The 19,310-nt window shown below is 39.1% G+C and carries 11 protein-coding genes; all 11 read right to left on the bottom strand.

Annotation, left to right across the window (positions count from 1 at the left end; genetic code table 11):
- Positions 1-12: 12 nt before the first annotated feature.
- The 11 genes from BZG01_RS10805 to BZG01_RS10755 all read right to left on the bottom strand — a co-directional run bounded on the left by BZG01_RS10805 (position 13) and on the right by BZG01_RS10755 (position 19,144).
- Positions 13-3,213, bottom strand: coding sequence for a SusC/RagA family TonB-linked outer membrane protein (locus BZG01_RS10805; RefSeq protein WP_245870339.1), 3,201 nt, complete (start codon positions 3,211-3,213; stop codon positions 13-15).
- 438 nt (positions 3,214-3,651) lie between these two features.
- Positions 3,652-4,836, bottom strand: a complete 1,185-nt coding sequence (locus tag BZG01_RS10800; RefSeq protein WP_245870337.1) for an MFS transporter — start codon at positions 4,834-4,836, stop codon at positions 3,652-3,654.
- A 100-nt stretch (positions 4,837-4,936) separates the two neighbouring features.
- Positions 4,937-5,872, bottom strand: coding sequence for an ROK family protein (locus tag BZG01_RS10795; RefSeq protein ID WP_101309849.1), 936 nt, complete (start codon positions 5,870-5,872; stop codon positions 4,937-4,939).
- Positions 5,873-5,960: 88 nt separating this feature from the next.
- Positions 5,961-7,919 carry a glycoside hydrolase family 97 protein gene (locus tag BZG01_RS10790; protein ID WP_101309848.1) on the bottom strand — a complete coding sequence of 653 codons (1,959 nt, stop codon included), beginning with the start codon at positions 7,917-7,919 and terminating at the stop codon, positions 5,961-5,963.
- Positions 7,920-7,921: 2 nt separating this feature from the next.
- Positions 7,922-10,210 (bottom strand): heparinase II/III domain-containing protein, encoded by a 2,289-nt coding sequence (locus BZG01_RS10785; RefSeq protein ID WP_101309847.1) that lies wholly within the window; start codon positions 10,208-10,210, stop codon positions 7,922-7,924.
- A gap of 25 nt (positions 10,211-10,235) precedes the next feature.
- On the bottom strand, positions 10,236-11,867 hold the full coding sequence (locus tag BZG01_RS10780) for a hypothetical protein (protein ID WP_218973085.1): 1,632 nt from the start codon (positions 11,865-11,867) through the stop codon (positions 10,236-10,238).
- A gap of 175 nt (positions 11,868-12,042) precedes the next feature.
- Positions 12,043-13,440 (bottom strand): glycosyl hydrolase family 28 protein, encoded by a 1,398-nt coding sequence (locus tag BZG01_RS10775; RefSeq protein WP_101309846.1) that lies wholly within the window; start codon positions 13,438-13,440, stop codon positions 12,043-12,045.
- Between the two features lie 13 nt (positions 13,441-13,453).
- Positions 13,454-14,431, bottom strand: coding sequence for a family 43 glycosylhydrolase (locus tag BZG01_RS10770; RefSeq protein ID WP_101309845.1), 978 nt, complete (start codon positions 14,429-14,431; stop codon positions 13,454-13,456).
- Between the two features lie 81 nt (positions 14,432-14,512).
- Entirely contained in the window at positions 14,513-16,216 is a 1,704-nt protein-coding gene (locus BZG01_RS10765; protein ID WP_101309844.1) for a glycoside hydrolase family 43 protein, read from the bottom strand.
- Positions 16,217-16,323: 107 nt separating this feature from the next.
- Entirely contained in the window at positions 16,324-17,805 is a 1,482-nt protein-coding gene (locus BZG01_RS10760; RefSeq protein ID WP_218973084.1) for a glycosyl hydrolase family 28 protein, read from the bottom strand.
- Positions 17,806-17,923: 118 nt separating this feature from the next.
- The gene (locus tag BZG01_RS10755; protein WP_101309843.1) at positions 17,924-19,144 is read right to left on the bottom strand and encodes a glycoside hydrolase family 88 protein; all 1,221 of its coding nucleotides are present in this window, start codon (positions 19,142-19,144) and stop codon (positions 17,924-17,926) included.
- Positions 19,145-19,310 lie beyond the last annotated feature (166 nt).

The raw sequence follows: 19,310 nt of genomic DNA, 5'->3' as shown, positions 1-19,310 counted from the left end.
TCTTTATCAACATTAAAACTTAAGATTAACACCAACCAGGAAAGTACGAGGACGTGGGTAATATCCTAAATCGACCCCTGACACCCAACTTTGTGTTCCATATCCTATTTCCGGATCCATACCATCATACTTTGTAAAAGTAAATGCGTTTTGAACAGCAGCATATAATCGCAGCTGACTGAATAGTGAGTTTTTTGTTAATCTGCTAAAATCATATCCCAAAGCAATATTACTAATGCGCAAGAAGTCTCCATTTTGTATATAAAGATCTGAGAATTGCCAGTTTACATTGGTCTCTGTAACACGTGGCATGTTATTGGATGTTCCTTCACCAGTCCATCGCTGCAATACCGCTGTTGTGTAATTAGCTTTTTTATTCCCCTGGTTTCGGTACGACTGTACAATTTCATTACCCACAACACCATTAGCAGAAATTGCCAAATCAAATCCTTTGTAGTCCAAACTAAGATTAAAACCATAAGTCAAATCAGGAATACCACTACCCAAATCCACTTTATCGTCAGAATTTACGATTCCATTTTTATCCTGATCTACATATTTCACATCACCTGGTTTTACATCGTCCTGCAAAATTCCATTTCCCGCATTTCGCCAAGCTTGTATATCTGCCTCATTTTGGAATATTCCAGCTGTTGCATAACCCCAGAAATATCCGATGGCATGTCCATTTTCAGCTCTGTAAAACTCCGGTGAATTATCGTACAACTGATTTGTATAACCATGAATAATTCCATCATCAGTAGGGATTTGCCCTACCTCGTTTTTATTATAAGCACCGTTAACACCAATATGATAATTCAAATCTCCAATGTTATCGGACCATGTCAAGGCCAATTCAATTCCTGTATTTTTTACATTACCTCCATTAATAACGGGAGCAGATGTACCTGCAGTTGCTAAAATTGGTGCTGTTACCAGCCAGTCTTTGGTTTTTTTCACATAAAAATCTGCATTAACTCCCAATCGACTATTCATAAAATAAGCATCAAAACCAATATTGGTTTGTTCCGAGGTCTCCCACTTTACATTTGGGTTGGATAATCTGCTTGGATATGCTCCAGGTGTATTTACCAGTGCTGTACCAAACACATAATTAGCAGCTGGATCAGTCCCTGAAAAATTGGTTGATGTATTAACAGGTGCTGCATACTGAAAATCATCAATAGACTGGTTACCTACCTGTCCCCAACTTGCTCGCACTTTAAGGAAATCCATCCAGGTACTAACCGATTCTAAAAATGGTTCATTTGTTGCAACCCAACCGGCCGAAACAGATGGGAAATATCCCCAGCGATTCCCTTTGGTAAATTTCGATGAAGCATCTGCACGCAAAGTCGCATTCAGCATGTATTTTTCTTTGTAGTTGTATCCCAAACGACCGAAATAGGACAGACGACGTGATTTCACCTCTGGTCCACCTCCAACTGTGCGTTTCTCAATAACTCCTTTTACTTCACCAGTTTCCGGATCTTTATCCAGCTCTGCTTGTCCACTTGTGTTATCAAGATAAGCACCTCCGAAATTGTCGAACTGTGAGAGCAGATCCCAATTTGAACCTTCCAATTTAGTTCCCTGAAAACGAATAACTTCCATACCAGCCAATACATCAAACTTATGTACTTCGTTAAGATCAAAACTATAACTTGCTGTATTCGTCCAAGTCATGGTATGTCCTTTACTCATGTTTTGATTCACTGTAGTGTGATCATTGTTGTATGAATAAATAGAGAACTGATACAATGGTGAATAACTTCGATATTCTGAAGCATAATAGTTAAACCCAAACAATGATTTGATTTTTAAATTTTCAACAGGCTCTAACTCCGCATAAATATCAGCAAGCATTTTTTGCTGATCGCTTGCATTTTTATTGTTTGTCATTAATAATCCGTAAGGATTACCATCACCGGTATTCCAAGGAGAATTAGAGGTGTCATTGTAAGGACTGCCGTAAATATTGTTATCACTATATACTGGTGATAAAGGAGACGTACCAAATGCACCTCTTAAGCTGTTACTATATTGATTCCCAACAGCAACTCCATTATTCTTAATATAATTGAAATTCATATGCTGGCCAACCTTTAAAATATTTTCATACAGTTTATGCTCTGTATTAACACGAAAACCATATCGTTCATAGTTTGATACATCTGCTCCACCTACAATACCTTCCTGATTGATATAAGATAAGGAAAGAGCATAAACAGAAGCATCTGTTCCTCCGGTAATTCCAAGTGAATAATTCTCAGTAACAGCATTGTCTGTAAACATTTGATCTACCCAATCAGTATCGGCAGCACCATCAAAAACACTTGCGCCATACAAAGCTGACCCTGAGTTTAATGCTTGCTCCTGCATCATTGTAATGTATTGATCTCTGTTAAGCATATCAGTGGTTCTTGCTACATTTTGCACACCATAATAAGCATCAAAGGAAATTTGTGCTTTTCCGGCTTTCCCCTGTTTTGTAGTAACCAAAACAACACCATTAGCAGCCTGAGAACCATAAATAGCAGCAGAAGCAGCATCTTTTAATACATCCAGACTTTCAATATCCGAAGCATTTACCGTTGTGATATCTCCTTGAACTCCATCAATAATATAGAGTGGTTGAGAATCTCCAACCGTACCAATACCACGAATGCTTACTCTCATGTCTGATCCTGGTTGCCCTGAAGTAGATGCAATATTAACACCGGCCGTTTGACCTTGCATGGCTTGTAAAGGGTTAGTCGCATTTTGCTTTTGAATTGCGTCTCCTTTCATCTGAGAAGTAGCACCAGTCACTAGTTTTTTCTGCTGAACACCATAACCTACAACAATAACTTCATCAAGGCTGGATACATCTTCAGCCAATATAATATTTATTACCTGCTGATTGGAGATAAGAACTTCCTGAGATCTAAATCCAATAAAAGAAAAAACAACGACATCGTTTTCGTTAACCTGAATAGAGTAGTTTCCATCAATATCGGTAATTCCACCAATTGTAGTTCCTTTTATAACTACATTCGTACCCGGTATTGGCGTATTGTCTGTCGCAGATACAACAACACCCGTTATGGTTCGCTCTGTCTGCCCATATGCCACAGTTGCTGAAAGCAACATCAGCGCAATTCCAGTAAAAATTAGCAACTGCCTTGATAACGATTGCACCGGAATTTTTAATTTCGCTTTTTTAATCATCATAGAAATCTGATTTAAATAAAACTCGGTTATTAAACATGTTGCAAATATATTACGGGTCCTACTTCAACCTGTTAAAATTTGTTAATGATAAAGGTTGAAATGATAACTCATGTGTCATTTATGATACAAATCAGTGTCACAGATGTTAATTAAGAGCAATAAACATCAATTTTAAAACACTCATATTCATAAAGATAACACAAAGTCATCTCAATTCAAGGACATATCCTTTTCGGTTACCTCTGCAATATTAGTTCACTACTGATTCCTAAAACATAAAAACCGCATAAAACGAATGTTTCATGCGGTTTTTAAAATCACATTAATCCAAGACACACCTCCTGGAATTACAACCAATTTCAGATTGTGAAATTTCTAATAAATTAATTGTTCTGTACTTAAATTAGCTGTTTTTCTGCCAATCAATTTTAGAACAACTCAATCTTCGTGTTTTTTAGTACTTAAAGCAAAAGCCGCAAATGTAAGGTATAGTGCCCCGCTTAGAATAACGATTACAGAACCTGTCTGGGATCCCACCACATCAGATAGGATTCCCATCAGAAAAGGAAGAACAGCCCCACCGAAAACTCCGGTAATCATCAAACCAGAGATTTCATTGCTTTTATCAGGACGGGCCTGAATAGCCATTCCAAAGATAATAGGGAAAATATTGGCAATAGTAAAACCAATAACACCAAAAATAACAAAAACAGCATACTGGTTTTGCATAAAAATTAATATCACCAGTGCAGCTACCGCAACCACAATATTTATTTTAAAGAATTTAGAAGAAGAGAATTTAGCTAAACTTATTGCACCTAAGAAGGCTCCCAAAGTACGTAATGCAAAATAAACACTTGGTCCGTAGCCAGCTTCAATTGAACTTAGACCACAACGTTCCATTAATATTTTAGATGAAGCAGTATTCACCCCCACATCAACTCCAACAACAAACAATATTCCCAAGAATAACAACAGAATGGTTTTATCTTTCAAAAGAGCCATTACACTGCCAAACGAATTGGCCTTTTCTTCTATTGGATCCTCCTTTATTGGCGTAAATATCAACCAAACAGTAGATAACAAGGTAATTAGCGCATAAATAGGAAAGATATACTGCCAGTTGTCAAGCTGAGAAGCTGCAAATGCAGCAATAAAAGGGGCACTAAATGATGAAATTGCTTTTACAAACTGTCCGGCAGTTAAACTGCTGGTCAGTCTGTCGCCTTTTACTACATTTGCAATTAACGGGTTTAGAGATACCTGTAAGATGGTATTAGCAATACCCAATAGGGCAAAAGCAATAAGAGACATTACAAAAGAATACTCTATTAGTGGAATAAACATGGCCACAATAGTAATTGCATTACTCAATATCACTGTTTTTTTTCGGCCAATTTTATTCATCAACATCCCTGTCGGAATAGAAAAAAGCAAAAACATTGAGAAAAGTGCTACAGGAATAAGATTCGAAAGTGTATCTCTAAATGCCGGATCGTATCCACCCAAAAGATCTTCTTTTACATGAGCTGACGTGATACCAACCACATCGCAAAATCCCATTACAAAAAAGCCAAACAAAACCGGCATAATTTGCGAGATGTTTATTTTTTTATTTGTCATTGTCTTTACAAAATATTTTTATTAAAATCCAGAAACAGCATACAGAAGAGGTTGACAAGTTTCTATTGATTCAAGCTCTTCACACAATACCCAAAATAGCTTACATTAAGGGTAACACCTTCTCTATCTGCTTAAAGTAAGCATCATCCAACATACGGGCACTGCCGATAATGGCAGCATCTTCTTTTAATCGTGAGATGGCAATTTGAACATCTGCACCTTGTTTTTTCAATTCAGCTTCAAAGGCGGTACCAAACAAGTTATAAGCTCCGCTCACATTTCCTCCTATCACCAACATTTCGGCTCCAAAACTCTTTAACCAAGGCCCCAGGAATTCACCCATATTTGAGCCATACTCTTCCAACAAACTTTTGGCTTTGGGATTTGCTGATACCGCATCAGCAATGGTTTTTACACCATTTACCTTTTCACCTGACAGATCCTTCCAGCGCGCAATGCACCATCGGGTTGAAAAATAATCATCACCAATTCCATTTTTAAACGGAAGATGCCAAACGCATCCCATCTTAGGAACTCCTTCCCCTTCAACTACCGGTACTCCATTATTTACGAAAGCAGAACCAAAACCAGTACCCAAAGTAATGGAGACACTTTTACCTACCTCTTTAGCCTCGCCCAGCCATGCTTCCCCTACTGCAAAGGCAGAAGCATCGTTCATAAAACGAAATGGCATTGAACCGTTTGTTCGTAAACGCCCGGCAAGCTCATTAGCCACATTAACCTTACAGAGCTTTTCGAATTTAGCCACTGATTCATCAAATAAAGCAATCCCTTTATCGTAAGCAAATGGGCCAGGCATAGCAAAACCAGCACCTGCAACATTTTCACGGCCTGCTTTCTCAATCGTTGATGCTATGGCATCCTTCCAACCGTTTAATATCTCATTAGCAGAAGCTTTGTTATCAATTTTCATCTCGGTTTGACTATCGGCTACAATATGTCCTTCGAACATATCAACCAATGCACAACTAATATGGCTTCCACCTATATCGGCACCTATCGCGTATTGTTTCATTTTTATTTTGATTGAGTGAATATAGAATTGATTGTATGAGCTAATCCGTGTAACTCACAACTCGTTGTTTTTTACTTATTTTATGACATTATTTATTTTTCACCATCACAAAATGAATTGCGACACCACCACTCTCTTTTAATTTAAATTTCAATATTTTTGAGGCATCTACTTCGCTTTCAGACGTTTTCACCTTAGTACGGGATTTTATTTTGTCATCATCGGTATAAATACTGGCCTTATACTTCTTTCCACGCTCTAAAAAAGAAAGAGGAATCTCCACTTCGCGTGCTTCCTTATTCGTAATTGCCCCTGCAAACCACTCGTCACCTGATTTTCTGGCCACCGTAATATATTTACCAATTTCCCCGTTTACTACTTTAGTATCGTCCCAAACTGTTTTTACTGCATCAAAAAAGGCAATCTCTTTTTCTCCTTGATAAGCCGATGGCTTATCGTACCAGTACATAAACTGGAGAGGGCTATAAAAAACAACCGAAAGGGCTAGCTGATGAGCGTGAGTCGTTTTAATGCGGTTATCATAATAGCAAATGGTGTAATCTCCAGCCCCGGCCAAAAATCGTGTAAATGGCAAGGTTGTATTATGCGTTGCGTCCGGCATTTCCTCGTTTCCTCGTATACCTTCCTGGGTCATTAAATTTGGGTAAGTACGACTAAATCCGGTTGGACGGTATTCATCATGAATATCGATCATCAATTGATACTCGGCAGCTTTTTTTACCGCCTCATGCAACCAGCTTGTCCAACGGTTTGAACCGATGTGAACAAAACCAAACTTAACACCTTTTACACCCCATTTCCTGCATTGTTCAAACACTTCATCCAATCGGTTAGTCAAAGCACGTTGATTTACGTAGTAAATAATGCCAACGCCTTTATATGCTCCATAATTTACCAGCTTTTGAATGTCTAAATCCCTGTTTTTATCAACCGTTGTTGCGTCCGAAGTTACATCCACTTCTGACCCATACCAGCCGGCATCGAGATGTACATACTGCAGGTTATGCTCAGCTGCAAAATCAATACATTCTTTCGCCTCCTGAGTTGTCAGATTCGAACGGACAACCTTTCCTGGTTTTATCCACGAGGTATTTTGAATTTGATTGGGCTTATTCAGGTTTAAGACAATGTCGTTATTCTCCAATAATCCTCCGGGTGTATCTGCAACCATGATCACTCTCCATGGAGTTGAATAGGGTCTGGCAGCATCAACCTTACTATACATCGAAAGCTTAATGGTATTTGCTTTTTCATCATCCAAAATGAACTTTCCCCTGCTGTAGTCAACCATTTGTGCTTCAAGTAAGGCCACATGTAATCCGCTCTTTAGGTTTAAAGTCAAAGGACGTTCACACTCTCCCGGCCAATCTTTTAGAGGCAAATAACTATAAGGCCCCTGAGCCCAACCTTCATAATAGGCCATAGTGCCTTTGGGCAAGGTGTAGCTTGTTTGTTCCCCTTCGATATGTATAAAAAGCCCGTTTGATGTTTCCGGGAAATGATAGGAAAAGGCAACTCCTTCATTATATGCCCGCACCAAAAGATCCATATTATAACTTCGGCGTTTATCGTAAAACGTTCCGGCATATCCTTCTTCCAAATCACCTTCTGTTCCAAATTTATTGAAATGAATCACTATTTCGTTATAGTGGTTTTTGACAATACTCCGTTCGCCATAAACCGGCTTCCAGGTTTCATCAACAGTATTTCGATCAACACCTTTAAAATCCAGATTCTCGCACCACAAATCACTGGGATCGTTTTCTATCGCTAAAGCCGATTCAAACAAGTTGTTTTCTATTAACACTCCTAATTCTGATTCCAAAACAACAGGCTTACCTTCAAAAGAAAGCTGATAGTACATTTGTTTTTTTCCATTACGATCACTTTTCTGGAAAAACTCAAATACAAACTTTTCGTTTGGCGATTTTAAAACCTGCTTGGTGGATTCAATAATTTTTTGGGCATTTGTTTTACTGCTGAATATCAATAGGACTATAATGATGGCGATATTATATTTTTTCATAGCTATTTAATAATTGTTTTAATTCGTTTTGTTTGCACATTATAATCACCATGATAAGTTTTATTATTGACTAATATTGATGACTTTTTTATTGGAGAATATAGGCTAAAACTGGTTATTGGCTGCCCTTGAAAACTTACTTCGGCCTGTCCGTTTAAATTCTCGACCAATGCTGTATATTTCGACAATGCATGCATTAATACCTGTCCGTTTCTTCTCACGTAGCTTCCGTGACTCAAAAACAATTTTTTCACATTTTCCACCTTTGATTTATCAGCACCTTCATTAAAAGTAATTGCAGTAAGGTAGGCATCAGTTTCCCAGCCGTGCATGTTAATAATACTATTGCGGTGTTTTAAACGTCCATCAGCTAACAGGTTGAAATAAACCTCTGTTGTTTCTCCTTTTTGAGTGATGCGGACACCTAAAAAATTGTTTCCCTGAAATCGCTCGATTAACGGTAAATCAGCTTTTTTTTCTTCATCTTTCAGGATTATGGCAGAAAGAAATTTGGTACGGCTTGTTTGCTCAAAATGACTAATTGACCAGTATGCCTGGCGAGTGTTGCGGTCTTTATATCCCAACTTTTCGTCTAAACGCAATTTCTCCGGGAAATCGTGTGGCAATCCTCCATCTGGAAATGTCTCCGGAAACAATGGGCGAACAAGCACCTCTGCATCTCCATCTTTTATCGACAAATCAAGTCCCCGGCGTTTTGACTCCCCTTCGTAATGCAATAACCATTCAAACTGTCCCGGTTCGTCAGCCAATAAATCATCGAATACCAAGATCACATCACCTATCCAGATAAAGCTCCGGTAGTTTCTGGAAAGAAGATGAGAATAAGGCCCGGTTGCATTGGCCAAAAGATATTTAAAATCGTCTGTTCCTATTAAGTTATGAAGGCTTCCGGAATTGACTACTCCAAAATGCGCATCTTTTGTTCGTTGACCCTTTCCATTAAATAAAACAACATTATGAGCAGCACTCTGACAATCGTATTGCGTGTAAAGCGGTGAACTATAACCTGAATGCCCTGAATCGATGATCAGGTTTTTCCCCTTGTGAAAGAGAATATAGGATCCGGCATCAGCATGTGTATGATTCCATGTAAATCCCGATTTAACAGCTAAAAACGAAGCATTCTCTTTCCACGAATCTCGTAACATCGCCCACCCCATATCCGGGAATAGTTGCATCGTGGGTAATTCAGGGCTATAGGCTTCTTTGAGCTCAGGAAGATCAGGATTAAGAATAAGACCATTTGCGGTACCAACTGTTAATCCCTCTTTATCATCGCCGTGATTCGTTTGTTTAAGGTACCAGGCATAGCGGTCTTTGTGAATACCTAAGTTCCAAAGTAAAAGCACACACGCATTACCATTCCGATGAGCACCGCCATCGCCAAAATTAACGGCTGTCGGTCCGTCTTCTGAATAATAGGTTGTTTGAATAAAAAAATCGGCCATGGACTCCATTTGAAAAATCTCGGGTAAATCTATATTAGGAAACACATTTTGGTGTGCCAGACGAAAAAGCAGGTATTGCGAAAAACCAAAGTTGGCGTAATTAATACTTTCGTAAAATCCACCATTGCGATCGAATGATTTGGGTTTATTTTGCAATACACTTCCGGCATAATTAAACCACTCAACAGAATATGTTGAAATTTCTTTAATCCACTGCCTGGCCTCAGGAACTTCGTCTCTTACAGCCAAGGCAGCAAAGCCTGCCATATCTACGCAAGCACTCCACCAGTTGTGCCCCATAGTGTCAAAAGTGTGAATGCTGGAATCGGCATTCAACCAATCATCCATTGCAGGTTTAATCCCCAGATGGACTATTCCTTCAGCAATCCGACGACGTTCTTCAGTACTTAAAGATTCATAAACACAATCAAATCCGATAGCCACATAAAAGGTTGTATGTGCTGTCCCCAAACCACCTTTCCATGGAGGAGTTCGTTGTAGTAAATCTCTACCTTCCCATGTTTCCTTACCACATACTTGTATCAAGGTTTGTTTAATCCGGTCAGCAAAACGACTGTCGCCGGTCATGCGATACGCCAAGCCCAGTTCCTGTAAATCAGGTGCACCGTTCCTATCGCGTTTCAGCAAATCTTCGGCCTTTTGCAATTGTTTTTCCCAGGCTTCTTTCACCTCTATACTGGTTTCCATTTGCTTTTTCAACCGGGCAACATTGGCATCGGTATGCAACAAGTAACTGTGTTTCTGTGCAAACAGCGAATGAGTAAGAAAACAAATAAGTGTAAATAGAAAAATCTTTCTCATGATCAATATCTTTTGAATTTAGAACTTAGTTTTTTGTGATTAGGAAACTTTGTTCGACTGGTTCTCCTGATTGAATTTTGGGCTCAATTATACGCCCGTACTGCCAGGCCACCACTGTTACCTTTATTGGAAATTTGCTGCGAGGTGGAATTTGGGAGAATACCAATTTTCCAGCTTTTACTTCAGCGGGACCTTCTTTTACGTAATAATAGACAGGCATCCCTGATGATGCCGTTGCACCCAACTTAATTGACTGAACGTTGGTTTGTTGATTTTCTATTGTCGGAAATTCAATAGTTTGTTGCTTTCCTTCTTTATTGGCAATAGAGATACGCATATTGAACTGCTGAACAGTACTTTTATATTTTTCATCGCCAGGATGGCTGGCAATAAACCATATATCACCTGTTCGCTTTGAATTGTTGAAGCCCATGCGATAAAAATCCAACCTGAAAGTAGTGTCGTTGATTTTTTTTACGGGCCCACAAATTCTTGATATCAACGGGTTCCCATTAGCATGGTCATCTATTCTTCTACTTCGTATGGTATCCGTAAATACTGCTGTAAAATGAAATGTAACGCCATCTTTTTCGGGTTCAAATTTTCCTGCAATCCGCGCATGCGATTTTTCGTTAAAAGACAATAAACTACCATTTTGCATGTAACAAATGTATTGTTCTTTTTTGCCCCGTGTCCGGGCATAATATTGTTCAGTAGCTTCAGCTATTTCCTTATCGAAATACCAAAACGCATCATGCACATCGCCTATATATTGAAAAAGAGGTGCAGTATTTGCCCGCTTTTTCTGATTGGGATGCCATCTTTCTGCAAGCCAGCCATCATGTGGGTTTAGGTTTCTCAAAAGTACTGGTTTATCACCCGGCTGATTATCTGGCAAACGGTAGAATGCAGCCTTTTTCAGGAAAAGAGAGAGATAATCTACAACTTCGTCGGACACATCGAAATGCCCATGCCCTGCATCGCATAGAAAGGAAACACAACTTTCGGGATACATCATCCGAAAAGCTAACGCTGGGTTTACCCTGGACTCCCACCATTCGTATTCACCTTCAACCATTAACCCTGGAATACCGTCGATATTACGATTCCTGCCCCATTCAAGATTTTCCCTGCCGTAACCTGTCAAGTTAGTCCGGGGTGCATCTCCATGATAGGAAATAACGGCTAAAGTCCTGTCGGGATTCCACGCTGCGAAGTTCCATGGGAAAGTTGCCATTGCCGAATGACCCAGCGGAACAACAGGGACATATTCCAGCTCCTGATACCCACTTGTTTCTGCCAGTGCTTTAACTATTGTGTCAAATACCTGTTGACAGCCGTTCCTTACATCCCATTGCTGGTCAATGCCAGGTGAAACCCAAACAATAGCGAAGCCTAATTCCAACATTTTTTTTCTAAAAGCGGGGTGTTCAAAAATGGTCTCCTCACACATGTTATGCTGGCCAAAAATCAAAGCTTTAACTTGCGTGCATTGCTCAGGTATCCACAAAAAGGCAGTAGGATGTTCGTTAGTTTCAGAAGAAACTATGCTTGTTATCGGTACCGACCATTGGTAAACGGCAGCATTGACAAATGGTGCAAAAGTTAAACAGATCCATATCAAAACAGTAATTTTCACTTTATTGCATTCCATCATAATTATCAATTCTTTATAAATTTAATTCGATTTTATCGATTCCTGATGATATATCAAATAAATACCCCCAATCCCTAAAGAAGAACAAAGTCTTCCTAAAATTCCGGGTAAAAGTCTTAGGGGATTTGGTGCATTAAATAGTAAAACACACCTAAATAATCGAACTCATGTTATATCACTTTTTAAACTTTATACCATCCGTATATTCACCAATCTTAACGCTACCTTCAGATGCATTCTCAATCAACTTACTGTTAATTTTTAAGTTTTTAAACTGAATATCTTTCACTAATCGGTCCTTATTATATCCATGAATGGTGGATGGGTTTGCACCATTTCCATTGTATTCAATATTTTCCAACGTAATATTTTCAATTCCCCGGCCAGAAGCTGAGCTGTATTTTGGATTAAACACAACTCTGAAATGAAATAGCTGTCCTTCCTGAAAATCTTCAACACGGATGTTTTTGTAGCTCACATTTCTTACCAGATTATTATCAGCACAGGCTATAGACAAACACCCCTGATAGTTTCGATCATCTTCATCGTGTTCTAAAATATCGATATTGGTAAAAGTTATATTTTCAATGGTATCACCGCCAGCTTCTGCATTTCCATGCCCTCCGATATTTATCGGATGTGCAATGTCGGCCCAAAGTGTTGAATTTTTAACTTGATAATTTTGAGCATTACCATAAAACTGCCATCGATGCCCGTAAATAGCGATACAATCGTCGGAATTTCGCATAAACACATCGTCAATTAGCACATCAGAGCACGACATGAGGTCAATGCCATCGCTCCAGCCCTGGTTGCTAAACGATTTAATATTTCGCACAGTCAAACCAGTTGTTTGGCCTCCATATATTGTGTAATGTTTGGGATTAATGAATATGGGGCCGTCAATGGTCACATTTTGTGAATGACGAACTTCAACTCCCCTTTCCGGTTGAAAAACAATGCCATGCCCAACTATTTTTACATCATGCGCGGTATCAACCAACAACTTGGCTTTTATAACAGCACCTCCATCAATAAATACTGTTTTTCCTGAAGGGATGCGAAATACATCGCCAGGCAGGTCTTTGGGTTGATGAATACCTGGACCAAAATACATCACATTCGGATCATCTGGATCAGGTTTGTCTTTCAGGATTGAATTGGCAAAAATATGCAGGTTTTGTAGCTTGTCGCCATTAACCTCAAGCGATATTTTGCGTGGCTGATCGAGCGTAAAAGTAATGATTCGCTCCTGTACTTTTGGAGTAATTCCATATGACAACGGACGGATTTGCACTGCGTTCACCAATCCATTATTCTTTCGAACCTGCACTTCAACCGTTCCGGTAAAATCGAATGAAACCATCGATGCAGTGCTTTGGGTGTCCATATCCACCCCAACTTTATACTCATAAAGATCTTTCCATTCGCCTCCGGGAATGCGAACTTTAACTGTAAAATCATCATTATGTGCCGAATAAAACAGCTTTTGGGGTACTTCGTATGTAATAAGTTCTTGTGCTTGTATAACTGAAGTAATCCCTACTAATAAAGTCCAAATAATATATTTCATTTTTTTCTCTTTTTTAATGAATAAAAGGTTCTACCCCCTGAGGCTTAACGTTTTTGATATTTTCTTGAGAGTCAAAATTTAAACTATCGAGGCAAAGTTGTCTCAAAACATAGTCTTCTTTCTGCGGAAAAATTCGATGATAGAGCATATAATCCTGTCCATCGCGAGAAAACAGACAGTGATGACCGGGGCCGTAAGTTGTGCTGTCGGCAGAAGTTTTAAGGATGGGACTATTGGAACCTTCTTCAAATGGGCCCCAAGGACTTTTTGCTGTGGCGTATCGAACATTATAGGTATGATCAATTGCTTTTCCATTAGAATACATCAGGTAATAAGTTCCGTTCTTTTTCATCATAACCGGTCCTTCAAAATAATTAGGAGGTGTCACATCCGTTGGCTCTTTCTGAAAATCAACCATATTAGCTGCTAAAGGAACCATAAAACATTTGCCATTCACCCAGTTTAAGCCTGATCCCCAATACTGGTATGCCTGATTATCGTCATCGATAAAACACTCTGCATCAATCATGTGGTACCCGGGAATCATATTACCCGGTATGAGTGGAGTGCCATCTTCCTTCGCATTCTTCCAAGGGCCAAGCGGATGCTCAGCGCTCCCTGCCCAAATCTCGTTGCCAACTGAAACATACATATAAAACTTCCCATCCGTTCCTTGTACTACAGAAGGTGCCCAAACCATATCATTCCCGGAAGTAGGGCTTGTACACGCTTGTTTTGTTGGCCAATTAATGTGCTTTTGCTCAAATTGCAGAAAATCTACCGTTTCGAAAACCGCCAATTCTTCGCCTCCCCAGGGATCTATAGTTGCATAAATGAAGTACTTACCTTCATAAAAAACGATGGAAGGATCAGCAAAATAACCATCAACAATAGGATTGGAAATTATTTTTGCTTCTTGACGACTGCAAGCCGATATGCCTGCAATAATCAAAATTAGCAACAAACAATTTTTGGTTTTTCTATCATTCATATTTTATCGTTTTAAATTTACAGTTGATCAGTTTTCATCCAGAATTAGCAGCTCTTCGTATTCTCTATATTATTCAGATTACTATTTCTTCTGTAATTCATCTATCCTAAACCAATCGAAGTCGGCATATCCACCGGCTCGTATACCAGGTTCCATGGTGGCAAAAATGCCCACTTTAGCACCAATCCACAACTCCGGTTGTGCCTGATGTGGCATACCTATCTTTTTAAAATTAGTTCCGTCTTCGCTGTAACTGAAGGAACATAAGCCCGGAGCAGCGACATCTACCCTAAAAAAAACTTCATTGGATGATATACTTGCAGCAGCTTCCAAACTTTCTTTGGCTGTGTATTTATCGATCATGCTACCGTTGTATAGTTCAACTTTATAACCTTCCTCATCTTTTGCCAGAACTAAATAAGCATAATCGTTGCCCATAACAGTCAATCCGGCCATTTTACTTTGCCACACCTCCCATTCCAAAGTTAGCTTTAGTTTTGTGGTAGCGGTAAATTCAGGTGCCGGAAATTTCTGCATCAAAAGGTTAGGAACCATCCATAATGGAGTTGTCGCTTCAGGTTTTGGATATGCCAATAAGCGCAAATAATCCTGCCCCGGCAGATGCACCATCCATTTAATGGAGTGGTTGGCTGTCCATTGCCATTGCAAACCAAGTTTACCATCGTTAAACTCATCACTTTCTGCCGGGGTGTTGATTGGATAGTTCTTCCCGACATTAGGTTTTTTATAGGTTAATACCGGTTCGCCACAACCATCTCCATCGTTGTCAATTCCCATAACCGGCCAACCTTCAACCCAATTAACGGGTTGAAGATGAAGAATTCGTCCATACGCGCCTTTTTCCTGAAAATGTACAAACCACGATTCTCCCGTCTGCGTTTCTACCCAAGCTCCCTGGTGTGGCCCGTTGATATCCGTTTTCCCTTGCGCTAACACGACTTTCTCTTTATATGGTCCGTAAATATCTTTCGATCTCAACACCAGTTGCCAGCCGGTTGACACTCCGCCTGCTGGTGCAAAAATGTAATAGTAATCATCTTTTTTGTACAACTTAGGCCCCTCTGCAGTATGATGATTTTCGTGTCCATCGAAAACATGCTTTCCTTCAGAAATAATTTTTGTGCCCTCTGCATTCATTTCCCAGATGGTAAGCACACTGTTTATATTGGCCCGGCTTGCTGCCCATGCAGTTACCAGATACACATTACCATCTTCATCCCAAAACGGACTTGGATCGATGACACCTTTTGCTTCTTTTACCAAAACAGGATTGCTCCACTTGCCAAAAGGATTGTTGGTTTTTACCATATAAATTCCCCAATCGGGATCGCCCCAGTAAATATAATAGGCTCCGTTATGAAATTTAATGGAGGGCGCCCATACTCCTTTCCCATGCTGAGGTACATCAAAACACTCTTTATAATTGAGATGAGGCAAGGCGTAGTTTACAATTTTCCAATTCACTAAGTCTTTTGAATGAAGAATAGGTAAGCCAGGACTACAATTAAAACTGGAAGCGGTCATGAAATAATCGTCTCCAACGCGAATCACATCCGGGTCGGAATAATCTGCATTCAGTATTGGATTGGTGTAGGTGCCATCTTCATTATCTGATTTCCATACTTTTGAGACATAATTGGATGTATTTGTATACTCATTTTTTGATGATGGTTTTTCATTATAATTGCATCCCAAAAGGGATGCAATTATCAATAAACTAATTAATATTAAACCGAATCTGTGATCTGTGAAAAAAATCTTCATGCTGAATCTATTTTATAGTTTTTAAATTATAAACAAGCCCAACATTAGGCACATTTACCCGACTGGCAGAGGAGTGTATACATTCCAAGTTTATCTTGATTATATTCTTATTTGGCCTTAAACACAACTCCCTCGACATGTTCCCCAATATAAATCCTTGCCATATCACCTGTTTTGAACCATTTGGGTTTTCCCGGCATATCATCAGTAATCAATCTACCATTGATTAATAGGTTCTCAAAAACAATGTTTTTAACTTTTCGGGTTTCATCATAACCTGAAATAATAGAAATTTCAGAATTATTCCCGTTATAAGTAATGTTTTTAAAAAGAATGTTCTCAATGCCCCGTCCGGGAGAAGTACAATATTTACTATTAAAGAAAACCCGCAGATTAACCAATTGTCCTTGTCGAAAATCTTCAACCCGAATATTCTCAAACCGCACATTCCTAATCATGTTGCTATCCCCGGCATTCAGACTCATACAACCCTGATAATCAATTTGGGTTTCTTTATGGTCGAGAATGTCGATATTAATGTAATTCAAATCTTCCAGTACATCTGGATTTAGCGTGTTTCCATGGGTTCCAATTTGGATGGGATGGGCAACGTCTGCCCAGAGTGTTGAATTTTGCATGGTAATGTTTTTGCACCCTCCAATAAAACCAAGGCGGGTTCCGTAAATCGTTGTGCAATCATCCGAGTTTCGGCAAAAAACACCATCGAATAAAACATTATTACTGGCAAAAACATTCATTCCATCTCCCCAACCATAGTAACTTATACTTTTTACATTACGGATAACTACAGAATCAGATCCTCCTGTGGCACACTGGGTACAAAAAATACCTTCGACCTCAACATTTTGAGAATTGGCAATCCGAACGCCCATTTTAACAGAGTGGTCGATTATTCCGCGCCCGAGTAACTTCACATCATGAACCCCCTCGATAAGAACCTGCCCCATCAGGATGGCTCCCCCCGCCAAGTATACTGTTTTGCCAGATGCTACTTTTAGTTTACCTCCTTTAATTCTATGAATACCTGGACCAAAATAAATCAGGTTAGAATCTTCTTTATTAGGAATGAATTCATCAATTGGGTTGGCAAACAGATGGAGGTTGTGAAAAATGTCACCATTCACTTCAACCGAAAGATTTTGGGGACTATTCAATTTAAATAGTAAAGTATTCCCTGTTATCTGTGATTCAATACCGTATGACAGCGGACGCACCCGACCTGAATGAATAGTTCCTTTATTAAATGTTACAGCAACTTCAACTTCTCCTGAAAAGTCGAAATAACTCATCGAAGCATTTTCGACATGATGATTGGCTTCTTTTACTTCATCCACTTTAACCAAATACGAAGAAATCTCCTGCCATTCCTTACCGGGAATTCTCACACTAACGGTAAAATTATTATTCAGAATTGCGCCTTCAGGAGCAGGATAAACTAGTAAGCTATCAATTGAATACGCCGGTTTAATAGAGATTGTACTCACCATAAATAAGGTCAGTATCAATATCCTCATAAAGAAATAGCCTGATTTTAAATTTATGCTGCAGTTCTCCAAATATTTTTTCATGTGATTATAATTTTGTTTTTCAGTTGTTGTATGGAACTCGCTCTAATAGTCATCCTCGTGTGTTAGAAACATTTTTATCATTGCTCGTTTCATTTTATCTGTTTCTAACTCTTCAACCCTACTTATCTGATAACAATTTAGCGTTCATTTTCTTCAACCGCACTAAAGCCTCCATGTAATAGTAATCAGCATAAATAATCGAAGCATCAATTTCACTTCCATTTGGATAATGTCCTGTAGAATGCATCAGCATTGCTTTATTTTTATCCTTACTCGAATAATCATCTGATGATAATCTGGTTAGCAAGGAAACAGCAACATCCTTGTATTTAGTTTTTAATTCTTCGTTTTTCATAAAAGTCGAAAGTTCCAACATTGCAGAGGCCGCAACAGCTGCTGCTGAGGCATCCTTAGGTGCATTGGGTATAGATGGGCAATCAAAATCCCAATATGGTATCCCATCTTCGGGCAATCGCTCAATAAATTTATCAGCAAGCTTTTCTGCCAAATCCAGAAATTTTTCATTGCCTGTCTCTCTGTAAACCATAGTATAACCATATATTCCCCATCCTTGTCCGCGGGTCCACATCGAATTGTCGCTATAGCCCTGATGAGTCACACCTTTAATAAAATGCCCGTTAATGGTATCGAAAACAGCTACGTGATAAATAGTATAGTCAGGTCGAACCAAAGTATTCATGCAGGTTTCAGCATGACGTACCGCCATATCATACAAATCGTGACTACCTCCGTTTTTCGATGCCCAGAACAGCAGCTCCAGATTAATCATGTTATCAATAATGGTATTATGAGGCCAACCCATTTTTTCACCCATGGCAGGCCACGAAAGAATTGTTCCTACTTTAGGATTAAACAGGGTAGCTAACGAATCTGCTGCCACAAGCAAAAAATCATGATAAGCAGAATCCTTCGTTAGTCTGTAACCATTGCCAAAACTACAATTCAGCATAAAACCCAAATCATGATTGTCTACAGGAACATCCAACACCCCATACAAAGGCTCCGTAAACTTACGGGCATTACTCAAAATTGTTGAATCGCCTGAGGCTTCGTACGCATACCATAAAATTCCAGGCCAAAAACCACTAGTCCAGTCATGAATACCAACCTTATTCCATTCAGTTTGTCCCTGCAAAATATTGCGTGGCAGACTATCTGCATCAGTCAAGCCGTTAATAGTCAATATAGTTTTTTCAACGCAGTTATCCACCAGTTTTTTTACTCCAAAAGTTTCTTCTATCTTATTTTCGGAAACACATGAAACCAATAGTCCAAGACCTGCAAAGAGAGTTACAATTTTATTAAATCTTTTTTCCATTCTTTTTATTCTTTTAGGAAACGGATTACATCAACTTTCTGTCTGTAAAACCGATTCTTTCATCTACCTATTCAAACTTGCTATGGATTTCTGTAGTTGTTTCATATTAATCAGGCACCAGGAATCCCAATTGCTTTTTTAGCATGACTTTAATCCTCTGAAACTT

The organism is Labilibaculum manganireducens (genome assembly GCF_002843385.1).
In the GTDB taxonomy this organism is placed as follows: Bacteria; Bacteroidota; Bacteroidia; order Bacteroidales; family Marinifilaceae; genus Labilibaculum; species Labilibaculum manganireducens.
Note: the sequence above shows the minus strand (reverse complement) of the source record. Positions and strands in the feature narration are given on the sequence as shown.